This is a genomic window from Gangjinia marincola, from assembly GCF_039523415.1.
GTDB classification, from domain to species: Bacteria; Bacteroidota; Bacteroidia; order Flavobacteriales; family Flavobacteriaceae; genus Gangjinia; species Gangjinia marincola.
On record NZ_BAAAFG010000002.1, the window covers coordinates 223,668 to 246,116 of the forward strand.

Annotated in this window: 21 protein-coding genes; 15 read left to right on the top strand and 6 right to left on the bottom strand. The window is 37.0% G+C overall.

Annotation, left to right across the window (positions count from 1 at the left end; genetic code table 11):
* Positions 1-92: 92 nt before the first annotated feature.
* Entirely contained in the window at positions 93-635 is a 543-nt protein-coding gene (locus tag ABD000_RS02560; RefSeq protein ID WP_343763414.1) for an RNA methyltransferase, read from the top strand.
* A gap of 1 nt (position 636) precedes the next feature.
* On the opposite strand, the gene folK is transcribed toward ABD000_RS02560, so the two are convergent.
* The gene (gene folK, locus ABD000_RS02565) at positions 637-1,782 is read right to left on the bottom strand and encodes a 2-amino-4-hydroxy-6-hydroxymethyldihydropteridine diphosphokinase (RefSeq protein WP_343763416.1); all 1,146 of its coding nucleotides are present in this window, start codon (positions 1,780-1,782) and stop codon (positions 637-639) included.
* Positions 1,783-1,887: 105 nt separating this feature from the next.
* Between folK and ABD000_RS02570 the strand changes: the two genes are divergently transcribed.
* The 4 genes from ABD000_RS02570 (at position 1,888) to ABD000_RS02585 (ending at position 9,370) form a co-directional block, all read left to right on the top strand.
* Entirely contained in the window at positions 1,888-2,559 is a 672-nt protein-coding gene (locus ABD000_RS02570) for a queuosine precursor transporter (RefSeq protein ID WP_343764014.1), read from the top strand.
* A 13-nt stretch (positions 2,560-2,572) separates the two neighbouring features.
* Entirely contained in the window at positions 2,573-5,239 is a 2,667-nt protein-coding gene (locus ABD000_RS02575) for an AsmA-like C-terminal region-containing protein (RefSeq protein WP_343763418.1), read from the top strand.
* A gap of 249 nt (positions 5,240-5,488) precedes the next feature.
* Entirely contained in the window at positions 5,489-7,342 is a 1,854-nt protein-coding gene (locus tag ABD000_RS02580) for an alkaline phosphatase PhoX (protein ID WP_343763420.1), read from the top strand.
* A 90-nt stretch (positions 7,343-7,432) separates the two neighbouring features.
* Positions 7,433-9,370 carry a cytochrome-c peroxidase gene (locus ABD000_RS02585; protein ID WP_343763423.1) on the top strand — a complete coding sequence of 646 codons (1,938 nt, stop codon included), beginning with the start codon at positions 7,433-7,435 and terminating at the stop codon, positions 9,368-9,370.
* A gap of 148 nt (positions 9,371-9,518) precedes the next feature.
* Here ABD000_RS02585 and ABD000_RS02590 read toward each other — a convergent pair whose 3' ends face one another.
* On the bottom strand, positions 9,519-10,316 hold the full coding sequence (locus tag ABD000_RS02590; protein WP_343763426.1) for a DUF2797 domain-containing protein: 798 nt from the start codon (positions 10,314-10,316) through the stop codon (positions 9,519-9,521).
* A 60-nt stretch (positions 10,317-10,376) separates the two neighbouring features.
* Between ABD000_RS02590 and ABD000_RS02595 the strand changes: the two genes are divergently transcribed.
* The 7 genes from ABD000_RS02595 to ABD000_RS02625 all read left to right on the top strand — a co-directional run bounded on the left by ABD000_RS02595 (position 10,377) and on the right by ABD000_RS02625 (position 17,518).
* Entirely contained in the window at positions 10,377-11,891 is a 1,515-nt protein-coding gene (locus ABD000_RS02595) for a GH3 auxin-responsive promoter family protein (protein WP_343763430.1), read from the top strand.
* Positions 11,892-11,909: 18 nt separating this feature from the next.
* Positions 11,910-12,965, top strand: coding sequence for a helix-turn-helix domain-containing protein (locus tag ABD000_RS02600; protein ID WP_343763433.1), 1,056 nt, complete (start codon positions 11,910-11,912; stop codon positions 12,963-12,965).
* Between the two features lie 106 nt (positions 12,966-13,071).
* Positions 13,072-13,857 carry a type 1 glutamine amidotransferase domain-containing protein gene (locus ABD000_RS02605; protein ID WP_343763439.1) on the top strand — a complete coding sequence of 262 codons (786 nt, stop codon included), beginning with the start codon at positions 13,072-13,074 and terminating at the stop codon, positions 13,855-13,857.
* 1 nt (position 13,858) lies between these two features.
* Positions 13,859-14,290 (top strand): nuclear transport factor 2 family protein, encoded by a 432-nt coding sequence (locus tag ABD000_RS02610; protein ID WP_343763442.1) that lies wholly within the window; start codon positions 13,859-13,861, stop codon positions 14,288-14,290.
* Between the two features lie 8 nt (positions 14,291-14,298).
* Positions 14,299-15,345 carry a serine hydrolase domain-containing protein gene (locus ABD000_RS02615; protein ID WP_343763444.1) on the top strand — a complete coding sequence of 349 codons (1,047 nt, stop codon included), beginning with the start codon at positions 14,299-14,301 and terminating at the stop codon, positions 15,343-15,345.
* A gap of 57 nt (positions 15,346-15,402) precedes the next feature.
* Positions 15,403-16,512, top strand: coding sequence for a serine hydrolase domain-containing protein (locus ABD000_RS02620; protein WP_343763446.1), 1,110 nt, complete (start codon positions 15,403-15,405; stop codon positions 16,510-16,512).
* A gap of 28 nt (positions 16,513-16,540) precedes the next feature.
* Entirely contained in the window at positions 16,541-17,518 is a 978-nt protein-coding gene (locus ABD000_RS02625) for a serine hydrolase domain-containing protein (RefSeq protein ID WP_343763452.1), read from the top strand.
* A gap of 123 nt (positions 17,519-17,641) precedes the next feature.
* Here the strand turns inward: ABD000_RS02625 and hemL are convergent, their stop codons facing one another.
* From hemL to ABD000_RS02645, 4 genes are read right to left on the bottom strand one after another with little or no spacing between them, the layout of a single operon-like run.
* The gene (hemL, locus tag ABD000_RS02630; RefSeq protein ID WP_343763457.1) at positions 17,642-18,928 is read right to left on the bottom strand and encodes a glutamate-1-semialdehyde 2,1-aminomutase; all 1,287 of its coding nucleotides are present in this window, start codon (positions 18,926-18,928) and stop codon (positions 17,642-17,644) included.
* 3 nt (positions 18,929-18,931) lie between these two features.
* The gene (locus tag ABD000_RS02635) at positions 18,932-19,780 is read right to left on the bottom strand and encodes a glucosaminidase domain-containing protein (protein WP_343763462.1); all 849 of its coding nucleotides are present in this window, start codon (positions 19,778-19,780) and stop codon (positions 18,932-18,934) included.
* Entirely contained in the window at positions 19,773-20,711 is a 939-nt protein-coding gene (locus tag ABD000_RS02640) for a 1-aminocyclopropane-1-carboxylate deaminase/D-cysteine desulfhydrase (RefSeq protein ID WP_343763467.1), read from the bottom strand. Before ABD000_RS02640 ends, ABD000_RS02635 begins: the two co-directional genes overlap by 8 nt.
* Positions 20,695-21,039: a hypothetical protein gene (locus ABD000_RS02645; RefSeq protein WP_343763469.1), complete on the bottom strand. Its 345-nt coding sequence runs from the start codon at positions 21,037-21,039 to the stop codon at positions 20,695-20,697. Before ABD000_RS02645 ends, ABD000_RS02640 begins: the two co-directional genes overlap by 17 nt.
* A gap of 44 nt (positions 21,040-21,083) precedes the next feature.
* Here ABD000_RS02645 and ABD000_RS02650 point away from each other — a divergent pair, with 44 nt between their 5' ends.
* From ABD000_RS02650 to ABD000_RS02660, 3 genes are all read left to right on the top strand, one after another.
* Positions 21,084-21,242, top strand: coding sequence for a C1orf53 family protein (locus ABD000_RS02650; RefSeq protein WP_343763473.1), 159 nt, complete (start codon positions 21,084-21,086; stop codon positions 21,240-21,242).
* A gap of 194 nt (positions 21,243-21,436) precedes the next feature.
* A complete protein-coding gene (locus ABD000_RS02655; protein ID WP_343763477.1) occupies positions 21,437-21,985 on the top strand; it encodes a DUF4136 domain-containing protein in 549 nt (182 codons plus the stop codon).
* A gap of 120 nt (positions 21,986-22,105) precedes the next feature.
* The gene (locus tag ABD000_RS02660; RefSeq protein WP_343763481.1) at positions 22,106-22,447 is read left to right on the top strand and encodes a hypothetical protein; all 342 of its coding nucleotides are present in this window, start codon (positions 22,106-22,108) and stop codon (positions 22,445-22,447) included.
* The last annotated feature ends 2 nt before the right edge of the window (positions 22,448-22,449 follow it).

Below are 22,449 nucleotides of genomic sequence, written 5' to 3' on the forward strand. Positions count from 1 at the left end.
GTAAAAATAAGCCTTTAAAATTACCTTTAAGGCTCATAAGAGTTATCCCCTTTTTTCAACAAATTACAGCCTAAAAAATGTATTTTTAAGCCGTGAAGTATCAAAAAATCAAAAACCACGAACTGGACAGAAAAAGTCTGGAGGAAGTCAAAAATGCGTCTAAGACTCCGCTGATTGTTATCCTAGACAATATTCGAAGCTTGAACAATATAGGTTCTGTCTTTAGAACAGCCGATGCCTTTTTGATTGAGAAAATTTATCTCTGTGGTATCACGGCAACTCCGCCTCACCGCGATATTCATAAAACTGCCTTGGGAGCAACAGATACCGTGAACTGGGAGTACCGTGAAGATACGATTGAGGTAGTTAAAGAATTGCAACAACAACACATTTTTGTATGCGCCATCGAACAAGCCCGTGATGCTGTAATGCTCAATAATTTTGAACCAAATCCGAAAACGACCTACGCGGTAGTCTTTGGTAATGAGGTAAAGGGAGTCCAACAACAGGTGGTGTCACAATGTGATGGGGCTATAGAAATCCCTCAGTTTGGACATAAACATTCGCTGAATATTGCAGTGAGCGCAGGAATGGTGATGTGGGACTTTTGGGGCAAAATAAATGCAAATTCCTAAATCACCCAATCTCCTCCAACACCGCCAAATAATCTTTTCTTTTCGCCACAAAATCCAAAGCTGACACATCAATGATCTTAACATTCGCATCCTGCTTAGATTTGATGTAGGCTAAATAATTTTTATTGATTTTCTCAAGATATTCAGGTTGGATATTTTGTTCGTATTGACGACCGCGTTTTTTGATGTTCTCTAAAAGTCGTTCAGTATTTTGATATAAATACACATAAGCATCAGGCTTGACCAAATCCTTGTGGATAATATCAAATAGTGTTTTATAAAGACTGTATTCATCTTCAGCCAGCGTGATTTTTGCAAATATGAGTGATTTGAATACATCATAATCACTCACTATAAAATCCTTGAATAAATCGTATTGAGCCAATTCATCCTTAAGTTGTTGATAGCGGTCTGCCAAAAAAGACATTTCCAGCGGGAAAGCAAAGCGACTCGCATTTTCATAAAATTTAGGTAAGAAAGGATTGTCTTTAAAACGCTCTAATACCAGTTTAGCATTATAATCCTGTGCGATCATTGTCGCTAAGCTAGTTTTTCCGGAACCAATGTTTCCCTCTATGGCGAGATACCTAAATTGAGTTAAACTGCACGAATTTTTAGATGATTCAAGTATTACCTCTACTTCTTCGATAGGATCTTTATCTGTTGTTTCCTCCAGCAGCTCCACGATAGACATATCAAAGGCAGGATGGTTTAAGCTTTCATCCAGATCCATCATTGGCTGTAATACAAACCTGCGATCTTGTAGAGTGGGGTGCGGAATCTTCAGGTAGTGTTCGTTAACTATAGTATCACTGTAAAAAAGAATGTCCAGATCAATCAGCCTGTTTTCATATCCTTTAGGTGTGGACCTCCTTCGGCCTAATGTAGTTTCAATAGCCAATAAGGCCTCCAGCAGTTCTTTCGGCGAAAGCCTGGTCAAAATTTTTAGCGCGGCATTAAAAAAAGTATGACCTTCAAAACCCCAACTTGGAGTTTGATAGACTTTAGATATCCCAACAACTTCACCTGCGTTTAAATGAATTTCCCCGATTGCTTGCTGAAGATTAAGCGCTTTATCACCAAGATTAGTGCCTAAAGAAATATATGCGATCTGCGGAGTATTCAATGTATTAAACCTAATTTTCACAACAAATTAAGTAAAACAAATGCACATGCCACTAACTTTGACACCACTAACTAAATAAAATTTATATTGAAATTTCAAGACCGCCTGGTTGCATATCGAATCTACATGATTTTGAGTGCATTATTCATCACCTCTCTGGTAGTTTCTAATTTAATTTTTCAAAAGTTTTTTAGCTGGGATTTTTTTGGGATATATACGTTTGAAATTTCGGTAGGAATTTTACCCTATCCCATTACCTTTTTAATCACAGATTTGATTAGCGAGATTTATGGGAAGAAAAAAGCCAATCAAGTGGTTACCGCAGGAATCTTCGCTTCGTTCTTTTCACTACTAATCGTCTTTGTGGCAGATGCCACACCGGCAACGATCTGGTCGCCCATTGGTAATGAGGTTTTTACCAACGTTTTTGGAGCGACTGCAATCGCTGTATTCTCTAGTATGCTGGCCTATTTGTTAGCTCAATATATCGATATCTATATTTATCATTTTTGGAAACGCCTTACAAAGGGTAAACATCTTTGGCTAAGGAATAATTTTTCTACTTTTTTATCTCAATTTGTAGATACTGCCGCCATTTTATTACTCCTGTGCGGCTTTGGTGAAATTAAATGGGAACTATTTTGGAGCCTGCTATTAAGTGGATTTTTATTTAAAGTTTTAGTCGCTGCATTAGACACACCCCTGCTTTATCTTGGCGTTTATTTATTTAACAAAAGATTTGAATTAAATGGAAAGGAAATTGCGTTTATAGAAGCAAACGAATCAACGACATTATAACAACCACATATTCATGAAAAAGGCATTAAAAATAATTGGTATTGTACTGGGAATTCTCATTATACTCCTAATTGCCGCTCCATTTATCTTTAAAGGAAATCTGGAAAAGATGGTAAACAAAGCTATTAACGACAATTTAAATGCGCGCGTGGCATGGCAGGATCTAAGCTTGAGTCTACTCAAAGGATTCCCCAACGCAACATTAACCCTTGATAGAGTTAGCGTAATTAATAATGCTCCTTTTGAAGGCGATACGTTAGCTTTTGTGAAAAACCTTTCTTTAAAAATGTCTGTCAAAGAGCTGTTCAAAGGTGCCGAAGAAGCCATAAAAGTAGATGAACTCATCGTCAATAAAGCCGACATTCTCATTAAAGTAGATTCTTTAAGTAATGCAAACTACGATATTGCCGTTACGTCTGATGCACCTCAAGTAACCGAAGGTACGCAAGCTTCTCAAAGTTTTACCTTTGACGTTAATCACTATGAGATTAATGAATCCAGTCTTGTCTATGATGACAAAGCCTCCACAACGTATTTGACGCTATCTGATTTTACCCATGAAGGAACAGGTGATTTTTCGGCAAATGAATTTATTCTGGAGACTACCTCTAGCGGAAATGTATCTTTTGCTTTTGACGGCATTAACTATTTAAATGAAAACCATCTCGACCTAGATGCTAATTTTCAGCTTAATTTAGAGAATCAAACATATACATTTCTTGAAAATAGTGCGCATATAAATGATCTTCCACTTGAGTTTGATGGATTCGTGAAGGTCAATGAAGATAATAATGAAATTGACCTCAGCTTTAAAACACCTTCTTCTGACTTTAAGAATTTTCTTGCCGTTATTCCCGAAGTATACCGAAAAAACCTTGACGGAGTTACTACCACCGGGGACTTTATCGTAGATGGAAAAATTAAGGGTATTGCAGATGAAAATACGATACCCACCATGGACATTGCCATTACAAGTAATAATGCATCCTTCAAATTTTCAGACTTGCCCAAGCGAGTAGAGGATATCTCCATAGATACGAAGATTATCAATGAAACCGGAAAAATAGATGACACCTACGTCAATATTAATCAAGCCACCTTTAGAATTGATCAAGATGTATTTGCGCTTCGCGGAAGTCTAAAAAATCTAACTCAAAATATGTTAGTGAATCTAGGGGTAAAAGGAACACTTAATTTGGCTAATCTTGACAAGGCGTATCCGCTAGAGCTGGAACAAAAATTACAAGGAATTTTAAATGCTGATCTCACTACAAATTTTGACATGGCTTCTCTTGAAAATGAACAGTATCAAAATGTCAAAAGCCAGGGTTCTGCATCGATTAAAGGATTTAGTTTTTCTTCGCCAGAAATTCCGAACCCCGTGCAAATAGCTGCTGCTGCACTTTCTTTTACTCCGGGAACATTAAAATTGACAGAAATGCAATTAACCTCTGGCAGTACTGATATGAGAGCGACGGGTACAATCAATAATTTGTTAGGGTATTTATTTACTGATCAAAATTTAAAAGGAGTATTTGATGTTTCATCCAACACGTTTGCCTTAAATGATTTTATGATTGCAGAGAACAATCCTAAAAAATCTGGTGATTCATCTAAAACCTCTGATGGTAACAATACATCTGATTCTTCTGACAAGGCGATTAAGATTCCGTCGTTTTTAGATGCTACGCTAAACTTTAGGGCAGATAAAATTTTATATGACAATCTAAGCCTTACCAATGCAAGAGGGACTGCAATTATTAAAGATGAAAAAGCTGAAATCAAAAATTTCACCTCAGATATCTTTAAGGGAAAAATCGCAGTAAACGGAAACGTTTCTACAAAAAATGAAATTCCCACATTTGCCATGAATGTAGATTTAAACGCGATCAACATTGCCGAAACTTTTGAGAAAATGGAACTTATAAAAGGATTGGCTCCTATTGCAAAAGCATTAGCCGGCTCATTCAATACCACTTTATCATTAGATGGAAATCTTACTAAAGACCTTACTCCAGTACTAAATAGTGTAAAAGGGAATGCGCTGGCCACCTTATTAGAAGCAAAGGTAAACTCTTCTCAAACACCATTGTTGAGCAAGCTGGATCAACAATTAAATTTTGTGGATTTAGATAAGATAAACCTAAACAACCTTACGACTCAAGTAGCTTTTGAAGATGGGCAGATCAACGTTAAACCCTTTGATTTTGATGTTAAGGACATTAAGGTTAACGTTAGCGGTGGTCATGGCTTTGATAACCAATTGAACTATAATGTGGCGTTGGACATCCCTGCAAAATACCTGGGCGATGAAGTTGGTGGTAAATTAGCTTCATTAAGTCAAGAAGAGGTTAATACGATGAAGGTAGATTTGCCCATTCAGCTTACAGGATCGTTTTTAAACCCTACTGTAAAACTAAATACAAAAGCTGCGATTACAAATCTCACGCAACAAATTGTTGCTAAGCAAAAAGAAAAACTCAAAGAAAAAGGAGAAGATAAGCTCAATGAGGTAATTAGTGACATCTTTAATAAAAATAAGAAGGACAGCACTGCGGTGAAACAAGATTCTACCAAGGTAAAACCCGAAGACGCTGTAAAGGATATCGCTAAAGATGTTTTAGGAGGACTTTTTGGAAGAAAGAAAAAAGCTGCCGATTCAACGAATAAAGGAAATTAATTCTTCTCATTACTCACCCCCTACCGTGGTTACTTTGAGCTCATAATTAACATAAATAGTGATTTTAATTTAATGTTAGAATAAGGTTATTGAGATTACTTGAATATTAAATATACCTGTTCATAACTAAACTTCAGTAATGAAATCTTAATAAAATTAACATTGTAATAGTTGTTTGATAAACTATGTGTAAGACTGCCCTAACAGTCTGCTTCTACTTTAGCCACACGTAATCAAACAAACTAAACAATGAAAAAAATTATCCTTGGTACTGCGGCGCTGATAGCATCTGCAGTATCGTTTGCTCAAAACACATTTGAGTCTCAATTACAAGTAGACGTAGACTGGGAGGCGACTGAAGTGGTGATGCCTCCATCTCCTTTTCAATTTCAAGTGATCTTTGTAGGTGGGGAAGACCAGGTACAAACCGGCATCAATGAATCTGTTCCTGCCAAGCAATGGCATGACTTTATTGGTTTTACTCCATTTAATGATAATGATGACTGTACTGATGATCCTAATGTTTTAGGATGGGTAAGTGTAAATCATGAGATGATCATTTCTGACGATAAGATTGGAGATGGTGGCGGTATGACCGCTTTTCTCTTGGGAAGAGATCCGGTAACCGACGAACTATATGTTATCGATCAAAAACTGACTGATGGTCGTGAAGGTTCATTCTTTAATGTGGACTTTGCCAATGTGGGTGAAACAGGAATGAATTGTGGTGGTATCAACTCTGGAATTGACGGTCGTATCTGGACAGCAGAAGAATGGTTTAGAAATTCAAACGACGATATCACTCCTGCAGTGCGCGACTTATCAGACTATACCATTAAGTATACTGAGCTTGAATTTGCAAACTTTCAAACCATCGAGAAATACCAAAACTTCAACTGGATGGTAGAAGTTGATCCCCGCCAGGCTAAAGCCATACGAAAGCAGTATAACTGGGGCCGCCAACCCTTTGAAGGTGGAACCGTAGCCAATGATAACCGAACTGTATATACAGGTGCAGATGCAACCCCCGGGTTCTTCACAAAATTTGTGGCCGATATTCCGGGAGACTTCACAAATGGATCGTTATACGTTTATAAACATGACGCAGCTGGTGGCGACGGTAATTGGGTTGAAATTGACAATGAGGATTTTGACAAGATGCTTAACTATGCCGATGAGGCAGTTGCTGGTGGAGCTACCATGTTTAATCGTCTAGAGTGGGTAGCCTATAATAAAAATACTGGGAAAGTATATATGACTGAAACAGGTCGTGACAACCCGGCTTCAAGATGGGCTGATGAAGCTGCTGCGGGAGCAGTATACGCTCCTCATCACATCGCCAGAGCTACTGAGCAAGGCGCAACAGGACCCGATGATGATAACTACTGGGATTACTACGGTAGAATCCTTGAGTATGATCCTGCAACTGATGAAGTAACTGTTTTCTTTGAGGGAGGACCATTCTTTGATGAAAGCCCTACCCTAGCGAACTATCCAGATAAACATATTTCTAATCCTGATGGGCTTAATTTTTTATACACCAATGTTGATGGTGAGGATAAAACGTTCATGCTTGTCCAAGAGGATCTCAACGGAACTTCCTTTGGTAGAACACCGGCAGAATATCCTAATGATAGAATGTGCGAGATGTACATTCTTGACATGAGTGTAGACAATCCTACGATCGATAATATGATCAGGTTAACTCAAACTCCGCGTGGTGCAGAAATCACTGGAGCGGTGGGAACACCAGATGGTAAATCAGTCTTGGTGAACTCTCAACATCCTTCTACAGATAATCCTTTTCCATACAACAACAGCTTAACCTTTGCCATTACTGGCTTTGATAATGCAGATGCGATTGGCGCACTTTCAACGCCAGACTTTGATGGAAAACCGGAAGAAGGCTTTAGTGTGTACCCTAATGCAGTAGAAGAAATTCTGTACTTCAATAAGGTCACCGATATTGCGATTTACGATTTGACCGGTAAGCGAATTGCTGTGAAACGTCAGGCTAAAAGTTATGACACACAGCATATGAGCGCAGGAACTTACTTGATAAAGACTGCAGAAGGTGAAGGTGTAAAATTCATCAAAAAATAATCCTTAGGCATTGCAGTTGATTAGTACGAAGTGAAGTCGGGTTCCTGTAATTCGGCTTCACTTTTTTAATTATTACAAAATTCTTCAATTATGAAACGTTTATCCATCGTAATGTTGGTAATAGCCACATTATTGGCAAACTCTTGTTCTTCACCTCCAAAAGTTGATCATACATACGCCTCTAAAGCACTTCCCCTCATCCAAAAAAAATACAATGAAGATTTTGATGCACTAAGAACCGAGTCCAATTTGTTTGTCAAGCTATCTCAATCGTATCATGAAAAACAAAAATCTTCTCAAAAACTACAGCAGGCTTATGCCTCTTTAAGGGAAAAATTTAAAAAAGTAGAGTATATCGTTGCCTACCTGGATGAAGAGGCATATGAAAAAACACTTAATGGTGCTCCTTTGCTCAAAGTTGAACCTAAAACAGCAGATTTTATGATCATTTCTCCCAAAGGCTTTCAAGTTCTGGACGAACTCATGGCAAATCCCGTAGATAACAGCGAAGAAATTGTAGATGTTTCTACACAGCTGGCAGGGGATATAAAAAAAATGCAAAGCTATATAGGGTCGTATAAATTTTCAAACAGGCAATATTTTGAAGCTTCACGACAAGCATTGGTAAGGCTGGCAGCACTAGGAATCACAGGATTCGACACTCCTGGAACACTCAAGGGTATTGAGGATGCTGTCTATCTTATACATACGCTTCGGGAGACCTTTAGCTTCTATGATCATGAGTTGCATACTATAAAGCGACCTGATTTAAAAAATGATACACAAGAGGTTTTTGCTTCCGCGGAAGCGCAATTAAGGCAAAACAAAACGTTCAACTCTTTTGACAGACTCTCCTTCATAAAAGATGTTATCAATCCACTGTATCGCAAGTACAAGCAAGTACACGTAGCATTGGGGTATGAAACATTGGAAGAAATTAGCCCATATGCTTCTTCGCTTACCTATGAAGCCGAGAATATTTTTGATCAGGATTTCCTTAATAAATTTTACTATGTTAGTTTACAAGAAGACGAGCAGTTTGAGTTAAAAGCAGCCCTAGGGAAGTTATTATTTTACGATCCGGTTTTATCAGCAGATAATACTATGTCTTGCGCAACCTGTCATAATCCGGAAAAAGCATTTACAGATGGTAATGTTTTAAGTTTAGGGTCTGATGGTAAACCTTTGAAAAGGAATACACTTACACTAAATTATTCCGGATTGGCAACAGGCTTTTTTCATGATTTGCGCGTAGAGCGTCTAGAAGATCAATTTGAGCACGTAATCGTTCATGACAATGAGTTTAATACGACCTATAATGCCGTTATTCAAAAATTACAACATAGTCCTACGTATACTAATCTATTTACAGAGGCCTTTCCTGAATATGACGGAGTTGCAGCACATACGATAGATTATGCGCTTACAGCCTACATACTAAAACTCAATGCGTTTGATTCTCCTTTAGATTTATACATGCGTGGTGAACTAGTAGACTTACCAAATGATGTTAAACGTGGATTTAATCTATTCACGGGAAAGGCTGCATGCGCGACCTGTCATTTTATTCCCACGTTTAATGGTACCGTTCCCCCACTCTATACAGAATCTGAGTCTGAAGTTCTAGGCGTTTCTGAAGCGTTTGAAGATAAATCCATTATGGATGATGATTTAGGAAGATTCGCTAACGGTAGAGAGACAGCTAAGGCAGATCACTTAAAAAATTCCTTTAAAACCCCTACTTTACGCAATATTGCCTTAACCGCTCCTTACATGCACAACGGGATTTACAATACACTTGAAGAGGTCATGGATTTTTATAATAAAGGTGGTGGCGCAGGTCATGGGATGGAAGTGCCGCATCAAACCCTAGCACCAGATGCGCTGGATTTATCTGAACAGGAAATTAACGACCTCATTGCATTTATGAATGCATTGACTGATCAAACCAAGTTTAAAGCACCCATAGCGTTACCCAGTGATTTTACTCAAAAGGAATTAAATGATAGAGAAATGAAAATAAAGTAATAGATTACCCTGCAAGGTTTGAGACCTTGTAAGCTTTCATTATGCAACCAATGATACTTAACGGGCAGATTTCAACCTTGCTGGCGTGAATTAGAAATCAGCGTCATTAGTGGTATAGTACTACATTTTGCGGTTTGTTATACCCATACTAAGAATTCACGGTTATCGCGACGACATACCCTTCCCAATTACGTACATTAAACACGGTATCATCTTCAAAAATCAAGTATTGACCTTTTACTCCCTTTAATGTCCCTTCAAATTCTGGGGTTTTGTCTAGGTTTAGGCTTTTAAGTTTTTCGGGGTAACGCTCCACCGGAAAATCGATAGCTGTTTCGGTATTATTTTCTATATAATATTCCTGAGCTTCGGCGGGTAAGAATTGCTTCAGCTTGTTGCGCCATTCTACTAAATCTTCGTCCTTAATCTCATTTTTAAGCATCGTACGCCAATTAGTCTTATCAGCCACATGATCTTTTAAGGCAACTTCTGTAATTCCAGCTAAATAACGGTTAGGTAATTCTGCTATTTCTATAGCTTCATGAGCCCCTTGATCGATCCAACGTGTGGGAACCTGAGACTTTCGTGTCACCCCTACTTTTACGTTACTGGAGTTGGCTAAATAAACTACGTGAGGTTGAAGCTGTACTCGTTTTTCATAAGCCAGATCACGATCCTCTATGTCAAGATGTGCTTTGCTTAACTCTGGATTCATAATCCAGTCTCCTGCCTGAGGTTGATTAAAAAAATCATCATAGCAATAGCCTTGGCGATATATCTTTTTATTCTCTCCACAAGCAAGGCATTGATATTTTACGAAGGCAATGCCTATTTTTTTATTGATGAGTTGGTTAACGTGAATAAAATCATTTTCAAACACGAGATAATATTGAATCGGTGAGTCATAAGAAGTTTGCATCTTTTTAAGTACGCCCTGGTATTGCATTTTTTTTTATTTTTAACCGAAGATTTTTACATACATTTCAACACTAAAGATACGCGTTTAATGCCAATTCCTATTGTAAATTCTATTGCTTCCTGGTTTTTGAAAAAACGCATTCACCAAATTGAACTTTTTCTAAAATATCCAAACGAAGTACAGCACGAACTGCTTAGCCAGTTGCTTTTAAAAGCATCTGAAACCGAGTTTGGAAGAAAATACGGCTTTTCAAGTATAAAGAATTACGATCAATTTCAACACCAGGTACCTATACAGAATTATGAGGATTATCAACCAGCTATTGAACGAAGCAGACGTGGAGAGCATCATATTTTTTGGCCTACACCTATAAAATGGTTCGCTAAATCCAGCGGAACTACTAGCTCAAAAAGTAAATTTATTCCGGTAAGTGCAGAATCACTTGAAGCGTGTCATTTTAATGCAGGGAAGGATTTGCTATGTATGTATCTCAACAATAATCCAGACTCTAAATTGTTCACCGGAAAAAGTTTACGTTTAGGCGGCAGTAAAGAATTGTATCAGGAAAACGGGACAGTCTTTGGAGATTTATCTGCTATTCTTATTGCTAATATGCCATTTTGGGCTAATTACAGCAGTACTCCAAGTAACGATGTATCTCTAATGAGTGATTGGGAGATTAAAATGCCTGCTATTGTAGATGAGGCCGTAAAAGAAAACGTGACGAGTTTAGCTGGAGTTCCCTCATGGATGATGGTCTTACTTAACAATGTTTTAGATAAAACAGGAGCCACAAATTTAAAGGAAGTCTGGCCCAATCTTGAAGTGTATTTTCACGGCGGAGTCAGCTTTGAACCTTATCAAGAGCAATATAATAAGCTAATGGGCAATCATGATGTGAAATATTATGAAATTTATAATGCTTCAGAAGGTTTTTTTGCTGTACAAGATCAAAACAATAGCAAGGATCTACTCTTAATGTTGGATTATGGGATCTTCTATGAATTTATCCCAATGGAAACCTATGGTACTCCACACCAGCAAGTTATACCACTTTCAGCAGTTGAGTTAGATAAAAATTACGCCATTATCATTTCTACCAATGCAGGACTGTGGCGATATAAAATTGGTGATACGGTAAAGTTCACCTCATTGCATCCATATCGCATACGAGTTAGCGGAAGAACAAAGCACCACATTAATGTATTTGGTGAAGAACTTATCATTGAAAACGCTGAAAAAGCACTTCATATTACTACAGTAGCACTCAATTGTGATATCGTGGAATATACGGCAGCTCCCATTTTTATGGAAGGAACAGAAAAGGGAAGTCATGAATGGATCATAGAGTTTAGAAATCCGCCTGAAGATATGGCACAGTTCGAAAAGAGGCTGGACAAAACCTTACAAGAGCTAAACAGTGATTATGAGGCTAAGCGACATAACGATATCACGCTTACCAATCTAAAAATAAACAATGCAAGACCCGGCTTATTTTATGATTGGCTAAAAGCAAATGAAAAATTGGGAGGTCAACATAAGATTCCTCGATTATCGAATAAACGTGACTATTTGGAGGAATTATTAAAAATGAATAAGTAACACCGTTGTCTTACCCTCATGGATATTGGCCAACAAATACTCTTCTTTTTTAGTGCAATCGGCGCCTTTAACGGACTTTTTTTAAGTGCGTATTTTGCATTTTTTATTAAAAATAAAAACCGATCTACTTATTTTCTAGCAGCACTGTTGTTTGTAGTAAGTGTGCGTGTCACTAAATCTGTCTTCCTCATCTTTTATGAAGGGATATCGACGCATTTTATTCAGGTGGGGCTTTCTGCCTGTATGCTTATAGGCCCTTTTTTGTACCTCTATGTAAAAGAAGCTACGTCAACCGTAAAACAAAAATCTTATCAATGGTTATGGCACGTGGTACCCGTAATTATTGGAATGACGTTGATAGGAATATATTACCCTTATAAAGAACACAGGTATTTATGGATGCGGACTCAATCAGGCTACTTATGTTGGTTTCTATTCGGGCAGTGGTTTACCTATGTACTTTTATCTTTTATGATGCTAAAATCCGAGTTAAAAAAGCTGATCTTTAAAAGAGTAGAGCTTACCAACAAGCAGGTTTGGCTAATCACAATAAACACTGGTGTTTTCATAATTTGGCTGGCTTATTTCACCACCAATTATACCTCTTATATTGTAGGTGCGCTCTCATTTTCATTTGTATTGTACCTAAGTATACTATTTTGGATTCTCAAAAGACGTAAGTCGGATCTTTTCTTTGAAGAACCCCAAAAATATACTTCAAAAAAAATAACCGCATCCGAAGCCGAAACTATTATTGCACAATTAAATATCATTATGCAAAAGGAAGAATTACATAAAAAACCCGAGATAAAATTGAAACAACTTGCGGAAAAATTGAATATTTCTTCGCATTTCCTTTCTCAATTGCTCAACGATAATTTAGGGAAATCTTTTTCACAGTATATCAATACCTGGCGTGTGGAAACCGCTAAGAAATTGATTCAAAACAACGACCAGTTTACGCTTGAGGCTATCGGTTTTGAAGCGGGATTTAGTTCAAAATCTTCTTTCTATAGTACCTTTAAAAAAGTCACTGGCACCACACCTTCATCTTTCAAAAAGCAGATTTCGTAAGGATTTTTAGTCCAAAATTATAATCTTGCACCTTTCTGATAGTAAATAGGAATGGATTTTTATTTTGTTTTCTGAGTTTTGGTAATGGATTCAAAAACACCGAAAAATGAAATTCAACATCCTAGCTTTTTTACTTTGTTTTGTTTCAGGATTATCAGCGCAAACTCCTTCAGAAAAAAATGGTCATAATAAGATCCTTTTTATAATGTCCAACGCTAAAACCTATGGCGATTCAGATATTGAAACCGGAACCAGTTTTGCCGAAATCGTCTATGCATATGATGTCTTTGTCAAAAATGATTACAGAGTCGATTTTTTAACACCTAATGGTGGAAAGATTCATTTGGGGCATTACTACAAGGCAAAAGACACGCTTCAATATCGGTATTATAACGATGTCAAATTCATGACGCGCCTTAATTCAACCTTGAAACCTACGGAAGTTATAGCTTCTAATTACGATGCTGTCTATTATGTGGGTGGCGGAGCGGCGATGTACAACGTTCCTGTAAACAAGGCTATTCAAAATATCACGATGACTGTTTATGAAAAACAAAATGGCGTCATCTCAGCAGTATGTCATGGTACAGCAGGAATTGTAAGCCTGAAAACTCAAGATGGAAACTACTTAGTCAAAGGAAAGAAAATAAACGGTTTTCCAGATGCCTTTGAGAAAAAAGACAGACCGTATTATCAATATTTTCCGTTTTCGATTGAAGAAAAAATCAATGAACACGATGGCTTCTTTACCTATTCAGCTGATGGTTGGGATGGTTATGCCATTGCAGATGGTAGGGTAATTACGGGACAGGATCCCACGGCTTCTGCTAGAGTGGCGGAATTAGTTGTAGCGAAACTTAAAGAGCAATCAAATCAATCTACAAACAAATAAAATGAGACTTTCACTAATTACAATTACCTTGTTATTTTTTTCATCTATTTCTTTTGGACAAACGATCGAAAGTGATTCCGAAATTGAACAAATCTCAAAAACACTAATGCTATACATCGACGGTACAGCCAATGGCCAACTGGAAAAACTCAAAGAAGCCTTTCATCCCGACTTTAATTTGTATTCAGTCACTCAAGAAGATAGTTTGCGCATCTGGAAAGGTTCGGACTATACTTCAAAGATTAAAAAGGGTCAAAAATCCAATAGAGTTGGACGAATAATTTCCATCGACTTTGACCAGAATGTAGCCACCGCAAAAGCCGAAATCATCATCCCGGAACGTAGAGTATTTACCGATTTTTTTTTACTTGTAAAATATCTCGGGAAATGGAAGATCGTGCATAAGAGTTATACGTATAAATCGATGCAATAAAAGTTAAAATGATCAATTCAATATTAAAACTGCTATTAACAACAGTTATATTAACCGTTTTCAGCTGTAAAAACTACCAATCCCTTGATGCCTACCTCGAAGAAATGCATCAAAACGGAAAATTGAACGGCAATATATTGGTCGTGAAAAATGATTCTATAATCATCAATAGTTCATTTGGATATATCGATGGGAGTAAAAACAGCGAGTTAACACCAGATTATAGATTCAACATAGGCTCTATTTATAAAGAATTTCCTGCGGTTGCCATTATGCAACTTCAAGAACAAGGAAAATTACAGCTTAGTCATTCGCTCAACACTTACATTAAAGAATTGCCAAAGTGGTCAGAAGAAATTACAATTTTGCATTTATTACAATACACCAGCGGACTGCCGAAAGTAGATTGGAATAAATACTTTGAAAATGATATCAAGCTTACAGATGACAAAATTTGGAAAGACCTTTTAAATGTCGGCGCACTTCAGTTTGAACCTGGCACAGATTACATCTACACCAACTATAGCCCAATACTACTGATGAAAATAGTTGAGCGGATTAGCGGTTTGTCTTTTAAAGACTTTGCAAACAGACATTTGTTTATACCTTCAGAAATGAAATCTATAGTTTTAAAAAACAACTTTCCGTATGAAAATAAGGACTTGATGGCTATACCTTTTGATGAGAATTTTAAAGAAGACGCGTACAGGATGTCAACGAAAAATCTTTTGTTCTTAGCATCGACAAAGGATTTATATCAATGGCTTAAAACACTTCATCAAGGTAAAATTATAAACAGGAATTCTCTGAAAAAGCTATCAGAAGAGTATGATGGATTTGGAAATATATCGGCGCCTATCGGTTATTGTGAGTGGCAAGATGACCAGGTCATAGAACATTCGCACCATGGGTCAAGTGTCAATTACGAAGGCATTGTTCGGTATTTCCCAGATGAGGATTTATACATCGTTGTGCTTACCAATCAAAAGCACGGTAATGTTAGAGAGATTTCAGATGAACTTAGGACAATTGTCAATAAAAAGACTAATAGATGAAACCAACTCTATTTTTCGTAAATGCTGTTTATATAATCGTTTCCTTAAAATACTAAAATGAAAAAAGTCTTTCAGATCTCACTTATAATCATATCTCTTATAAGTTTTAGTTGTGGCGAAAAAAAGAATAAGCCGAATACACCCAAAGAAAATCGAGTAGTTGACAACTATTCTGCAAAAATTGATAGTTTAATACAAACCACCAACCCAAGAAAGTTCAATGGTGTTATTTTAATAACCCAGAAAGGTGAAATTAAGTATTCCAAAGCCCACGTTTATTCAGATTTTGAAAATAAGACACCCATTTCTTTAAGTGATAATTTCCGTATTCAATCGAACAGTAAGCAAATAACTGCAGTTTTGATTTTAAAAGAATTCGAAAAGGGAAATATAAATCTTCACACCTCCATAAAACAATATTTACCAGGCTTAAAGGCAACTTGGGCTAATGCTGTCACGGTACATCAGCTGCTGAATATGTCTTCAGGAATTTCAAGTATCGAGGATCCGTTACTTTTTGAGCCTGGAACAGATTTTTATTATAGTAATCCTGCATACGGACTTTTGGGGAAGATCATTAAGAATGTTACTGGTAGTGAATATGTTGAGATCGCAAATGAATTATTTAAGGAATTAGGAATGAATCGTACGTACTGTTATGAACTAGGAATGATTAATAATGAATTAATAAATGGATATGGAAACGACAATGAAACAAAAAAATTTATGGTAAAGGACATAGATAAGAATTTGTCACCCCTACCTAATCCTAAAGAATCTTGGAAAAACTTTATTCCTGCTGGCGGTATTATTTCAAACTTAAATGATCTGAGAATATGGGACGAACACTTGCATAAAGGGGATTTGTTAAAACCAGAAACATACAAATTAATGATAAGTAGCGATGATAGAAGAACAGACTATTTTAAAGCGTATGGTGAAGAGAAAATAGGTTATGGCTACGGGGTATGCATTAGTAACGAACCTTTATTAAATATAGGGCACCCTGGAAAAGGTCTTGGTTTTGGTTCTTACAAATTCTATGTCCCTGACACAGATTTGAGCGTAATCGTTTTGCAAAATCTATTTTATGATGATAGTGAGATCTTCTTTCATTTTGAAAAAGAGATAAGAAAGATAGTGTTGAATAGTAGCTTGGTGAAATAATTAAAAACTTATTTGTATAAACACTACAATGAAAAAAATCTTTCAAATCTTACTTTTATTTATCCTACTCCCTATTACTGGTTGTAGCGAGAAAAAGAATAAGCCGAATACACTAAAGGAAGATCAAACTATTGATGATTACTCTGCTAGAATCGACAGTTTGATACAAACCAAAGAACCTCATTTCTTTAACGGTGTTATCCTCATTACCAAAGACGATGAAGTCGTTTATAAAAAGGAATATGGCTATTCAGATTTTGAAACTAAAAAACCGATATCGTTAGATGATAAATTCAGAATATGGTCTAATAGTAAACAAATAACAGCAGTACTAATTCTTAGGGAAGTTGAGAAAGGAACTATCGATTTACAAAAACCCATTAGTGAATATTTACCTGATTTTGACCAATCTTGGGCAAATACTGTAACGGTTCATCACCTTTTAAATATGTCCTCTGGAATAACAGATATCGATCAACCTTTAGCCTTTGAACCGGGAACGGACTTTTACTATAGTAATCCGGCGTATGGTCTTTTAGGTAAGATTATCGAGAAAGTCACAAATAGAAAATTTGCAGCAATGGCTAATTCACTTTTTGCTCAATTAGGAATGGAAAATAGTTACGCTTTTGAATACGGTCATACTGATGCTGAGTTGATCGATGGTTACTGGATTTTTGAAGATGATTTTAGAATTGCCACCTTTGAAGAGTATGAATACACTAAAGAATCCTGGCAAGAAATGCTTCCAGCTGGCGGAATGGTTTCTAACGCCTATGATTTGAGTCTCTGGGACAAAAAACTGCACAATGATGATATTCTAGAAAATGAAACCTATAAACTTATGACTACCTCTGATATTATTGATACACATCATATTGACAGCAATGTGAAGTATGGTTATGGAGTTAATTTATGTGAAAATACGCCCATAAAATACATTGGTCATCGCGGTAGGAGAATGGGTTTTGTTAATTTTAAATTCTACGTCCCGGAGAAAAAATGAGCATAATTATAGTAGAGAATGTGTATCACGACCACGAAGACCCAAGCGTGGTGTACCATTTTGAAACAGGAATACGAGATATTGTGATAAATAGTAGTTTAGTGAAGGAATAGTAATTACAAACTATAAGACCTTTGCAACCTGTCCCACAGCATCAATAGTTTTATCCAGATCCCGATAAGAAAGTGCATCGGTCAAAAACCAACTTTCAAATGCACTAGGAGCAATGTAAATTCCTTCATTCAACATACCATGAAAGAATTTGTTGAACGTATCATTATTCCCGGCAGCTGCAGTTTTAAAGTCGATAACCTCATCTTTAGCAAAATGTACAGAAATCATCGAACCTAATCGATTGATGGAGTGTGTAACGCCATGTTGGGTGAGCACCTTAGCTAAACCTTCATGTAGATAAGCCGTTTTTTCTGCCAGACTTAAAAATACTTTTGAATGCGTATTTAAATGTGTTAGCATGGTTAATCCTGCTGCCATTGCTAACGGGTTACCGCTAAGCGTACCTGCCTGATATACGGGTCCTACCGGAGCCAAATAATCCATAATTTTACTGTTGGCGGCAAATGCCCCAACCGGTAAGCCACCACCTATTACTTTTCCGAAGGTGACTATATCTGCTGTTACTCCTTTAAGCTCCTGTACACCACCTTTTGCCAGTCTAAAACCGGTCATCACTTCATCAAAAATGAGAAGAATATTATGATCATCACAGAGTTGCCTTAATCCTTCTAAAAAACCTTCGGCCGGCGGAATACACCCCATATTACCTGCGACAGGTTCAAGAATAATGGCTGCTATTTCGCCTGGATTTGCTTCAATTAGACGCTTCACATCAGCCAGGTTATTGTAATCTGCCAATAAGGTGTCTTTGGCGGTTCCCTGGGTTACACCAGGACTGTTTGGAGAACCAAAGGTTACTGCTCCACTGCCTGCCTGAATCAAAAATGAATCACTATGACCGTGATAACAGCCTGCAAATTTGATGATCTTATCCTTACCTGTATAACCGCGTGCTAATCGTATCGCGCTCATGCACGCTTCTGTACCACTGTTGACAAATCGTATTTTTTCAATACCAGGAACCATGCTAACAGCTAATGAAGCAATTTCTGTCTCTATGGCGGTTGGCATTCCAAAAGAAGTGCCTTTTTCAGCTTTCTCTTGTACCGCTTTTACCACAGGGTCAAAGGCGTGACCCAGAATCATAGGACCCCATGAGTTGATGTAGTCGATGAGTGTTGTGCCATCTTCAGTATATAAATAGGCTCCCTTAGCACGTTCTACAAATACAGGATCTCCTCCAACGGCTTTAAATGCACGTACGGGAGAATTCACTCCGCCTGGGATTACTTTTTGCGCTTCACTAAATAAAGCGCTACTACGCTGATATATCATGGATTATTGAGCTTCTTTTACAAATAACATTTGACCAATGGCCAGACTATTTGAGGTCAATTGGTTCAATCGTTTAAGTTCTTCAACTTTGAGACCAAATTTTCTGGAAATACTATAGAGCGTATCTCCCTTTTTAACCTCGTATTGTTCACTTTCTAAATCAGCAACAGTATTCCCTGATTCTCGTTTGCTTTTGGAAACACTCTTGCCTAATACCTTTGCATCATACTGATCTAGTTGATAGCGTTCAATCAAGCTGATCAATTTTTGAGGATATTTTGGATCTGTGGCATAACCTGCCTTTTTGAGGCCCTTTGCCCAACTTTTATAGTCGTCTGCCTCCAGCTGAAATAAGGGCGCATAGCGCTTAGCATAGTATAAAAATATAGAGTGGTCCCTAAAAGAAAATTTTGGATCTGTGTATTTTCTAAAACACTCCTGCTCTTTATCATCATCATGATAAACGCGAGCACCTTTCCAATCCTTACACTTTATGCCAAAGTGATTGTTCGCTTTTCGACTTAAATCGCCAATTCCTGCACCAGATTCTAAAATACCTTGTGCTAAGGTTATACTTGCGGGGATATCGTATAATTCCATTTCAGATATTGCCGCTTGAGCGTAATCATCTATGTAATTTTTAATGATCTCTGAATATGGCCTGTCAATTAGACTTGAGGCATCAGTTTTTTTCTCTTTCTTACTTAGCCCGATAGTTTTAGTACGTTGCTGAACTGTCGTTGTTTTAGTTTTTGTGTCACTCGTTGTAGAAGTAGTGGTATTTTTCTTTGCACCACAAGAGATGATGGTCATCGCCAATAAAATGGCAATAATCATTTTAAAATTATTCATAGTTTGTATTAATTAATGTTCGCCCCCCAGCTTTCAATCGTGTGTTGATTGAATGTATTCCCTGGATACCGCCAGTATGAATAGCCAGTATCTTAGAATGTGGTGCAAAATACTCATTTTTAATCAAATCAATGATCCCATAGAGCATTTTTCCTGTATAGATCGGATCAAGAAGAATGCCGTAATCACGTTTAAAATCATTTATAAAATCTACTAGCTTGACGGGTACTTTTGCATATCCTCCAAAGTGGTATGATGTCATTAATTTCCATCGTTTTGAATGAGTGAATTTTTCTATTTCCCGTTGAAGAAAATCCCCTTTCAAGGCAGAAAAAGCTAGTACCTGTTGATGTTTTTGTGCTGAATTAATAATGCCTGCAACAGTACCTCCTGTTCCCGAAGCACAAGTGACATAATCGAAGATATAGTCCTCTTTAGTCAATATTTCTTCACAACCTTTAATCGCTAGTGCGTTTGTACCACCCTCTGGCAGAATATAGGCATTGGGATATTTTGCATTGATATTGTCTAAAAATTCCTGGGTTTCTTTGCCCCTATACGCGGCTCTTGAAATAAACCTAAGTTCCATCCCATTTTCATGTGCTTGCTTTAGGGTATGGTTATTTTGAAATGTCTTTGCGATATTATTACCCAGCTCTTCACCTCTGATTATACCTACGCTCTTAAAACCACAGCGCTTAGCAGCTTCGGCCGTTGCAGCAATATGATTTGAAAATGCTCCGCCAAAGGTAAGTAAGGTGCTGAAATTTTTTTCTTCGGCGTAAGCCAGATTATAATTTAATTTCCGCAGTTTATTGCCAGAAACCGTGGGATGAATTAAATCTTCTCGCTTGATATACAGCGAAACATGATTTTTTTTATCGGTATAAATAAATTGATTTAAAGGTTCCTGCTTATAAGGAATCTTCATGCCACAGGTATTGAATATGTGCCCAAAATGATCTGTTCTCTAAATAGCTTAAATCCCATTCTTTAGCATAGGCCTCACGCTCAAAGGATATGTTACGATAGGCTTTGTAGAAATCTCTGAATTGAATTAGTCTAAAAATATACTCCATAAAATATAGGAGATAAAAAGGTACAATGAATAACTCAAGCTGTTGTCTAAGATGAATATATTCATGATTCATAAACCTGCGGTCTTGTGCCAGCTCTTTTCGCTTTAAAATGATAAACGGCCATAAGGTTACACCTGCAAAGCGTCTACCAATCAGATATTTATTAGTAATCACGAACATGGTACAAAGATAAGTATTAAAGGTTTTTAATGTATTTTTGACGCATGAGTTTTTTCAAGAAAAAAATTCCGCTAGAAAAAGGTGACTATTACCTCACCCCAGAGGGATACAAATGTTTTACAGAGCAGTACCACCTAAAGCGTGGATATTGTTGTGAAAGCGGCTGTAGACATTGTCCTTACGGCTACGACAAAAATCGATAAACTACCTTTATTAAAATCTTTATCTTGAGGTAGGTTATTATCAATTAATTTTCCTTAAACTTCTTTTAAATTAGTGTTCCTTTTTACTTGTATCCAATATCTTAGTAATGGATTTACAAGTCTATTGGCATATTTCTTGATGAAGTAAATTGTAAATGTACCCGAAGGCTATAATCTATTAAATACGTAACGCAATGAATAAATTTTTCACCTTACTAAGTATTGTTGCACTTATTGCTTTTACCTCATGTAATGCGGTGAGAGTAACTAACGATTATGATACGCAAGCAAATTTTAATGAATATAAGACCTTTGCTTTTTTTAAACCAGGCATTGACCAGGCCGAAATCTCTGATTTAGATAAAAAAAGAATTTTACGCTCCATTGAAGCTGAACTTTCTACACAGGGAATGATCAAATCTGAAGATCCAGATCTTTTGGTAAGCTTCTTTACAGAAGAACGCGAAAATGTAAATGTATACAACAACAACTTTGGCTGGGGAGGCTGGGGCTGGGGTTGGGGCTGGAATCCCTGGTGGGGTATGGGCGGCACAAATGTCACCACTACAACAGAGGGCTCACTCATCATAGACCTAATCGATGCTGAAAACAAAGAACTGGTCTGGCAAGGTGTTGGAAACGCTAGATTATATGTAGAAGATATCGCAAAAAAACAGGAGCGTATTAATTTAATTGTGAAAGAAATTTTAGCAACCTATCCTCCTGGAAGAGAGGATAATTAAACTTCATCGTGCTTTATCGTGTTAAACTCTGCCTATTGGCGGAGTTTTTTTGTTAACGATTTTGTAACATACAAAAATACAACCTATCATGTCACCCTGCATCTAGTAATAAATGTACAAATGAAATTTTTCTATTACCTGCCGTTAGCAATCTCATTTTTAATGTCTGATTGTAGTGAAATTGACTTAAATGACAATCAAAGGCTACTTGTTCAAACGACGATAAAAGATCAAAACAATGATCCTATTTCTGGTATTGAAACAACGGTTTATGCAAAAGGCTTAGGATATACAGAAATAATTGGTAGAAACGTTAGCGATGAAAATGGGGATTTGGTAATTATCACATTATCACCATCAGACGAAGAATTCATAGAAGTCGTCATCAATGGCGAATCAAATGAAGAAATTGAAGAAAATTCAACCTTAGAAAAGATTATTTATCAGGTTGACCCTGAATAATT

Coding starts and splice junctions, on each gene's coding strand:
- ABD000_RS02625 (WP_343763452.1), top strand. CDS start 16,541: ATGAAAAAAATCTTTCAAATCTTACTTTTATTTATCCTACTCCCTATT.
- ABD000_RS02615 (WP_343763444.1), top strand. CDS start 14,299: ATGATCAATTCAATATTAAAACTGCTATTAACAACAGTTATATTAACC.
- ABD000_RS02655 (WP_343763477.1), top strand. CDS start 21,437: ATGAATAAATTTTTCACCTTACTAAGTATTGTTGCACTTATTGCTTTT.
- ABD000_RS02590 (WP_343763426.1), bottom strand. CDS start 10,316: ATGCAATACCAGGGCGTACTTAAAAAGATGCAAACTTCTTATGACTCA.
- ABD000_RS02660 (WP_343763481.1), top strand. CDS start 22,106: ATGAAATTTTTCTATTACCTGCCGTTAGCAATCTCATTTTTAATGTCT.
- ABD000_RS02595 (WP_343763430.1), top strand. CDS start 10,377: ATGCCAATTCCTATTGTAAATTCTATTGCTTCCTGGTTTTTGAAAAAA.
- ABD000_RS02645 (WP_343763469.1), bottom strand. CDS start 21,039: ATGTTCGTGATTACTAATAAATATCTGATTGGTAGACGCTTTGCAGGT.
- ABD000_RS02580 (WP_343763420.1), top strand. CDS start 5,489: ATGAAAAAAATTATCCTTGGTACTGCGGCGCTGATAGCATCTGCAGTA.
- ABD000_RS02605 (WP_343763439.1), top strand. CDS start 13,072: ATGAAATTCAACATCCTAGCTTTTTTACTTTGTTTTGTTTCAGGATTA.
- ABD000_RS02600 (WP_343763433.1), top strand. CDS start 11,910: ATGGATATTGGCCAACAAATACTCTTCTTTTTTAGTGCAATCGGCGCC.
- ABD000_RS02585 (WP_343763423.1), top strand. CDS start 7,433: ATGAAACGTTTATCCATCGTAATGTTGGTAATAGCCACATTATTGGCA.
- ABD000_RS02610 (WP_343763442.1), top strand. CDS start 13,859: ATGAGACTTTCACTAATTACAATTACCTTGTTATTTTTTTCATCTATT.
- ABD000_RS02570 (WP_343764014.1), top strand. CDS start 1,888: ATGATTTTGAGTGCATTATTCATCACCTCTCTGGTAGTTTCTAATTTA.
- ABD000_RS02640 (WP_343763467.1), bottom strand. CDS start 20,711: ATGAAGATTCCTTATAAGCAGGAACCTTTAAATCAATTTATTTATACC.
- hemL (WP_343763457.1), bottom strand. CDS start 18,928: ATGATATATCAGCGTAGTAGCGCTTTATTTAGTGAAGCGCAAAAAGTA.
- ABD000_RS02650 (WP_343763473.1), top strand. CDS start 21,084: ATGAGTTTTTTCAAGAAAAAAATTCCGCTAGAAAAAGGTGACTATTAC.
- ABD000_RS02635 (WP_343763462.1), bottom strand. CDS start 19,780: ATGAATAATTTTAAAATGATTATTGCCATTTTATTGGCGATGACCATC.
- ABD000_RS02620 (WP_343763446.1), top strand. CDS start 15,403: ATGAAAAAAGTCTTTCAGATCTCACTTATAATCATATCTCTTATAAGT.
- ABD000_RS02575 (WP_343763418.1), top strand. CDS start 2,573: ATGAAAAAGGCATTAAAAATAATTGGTATTGTACTGGGAATTCTCATT.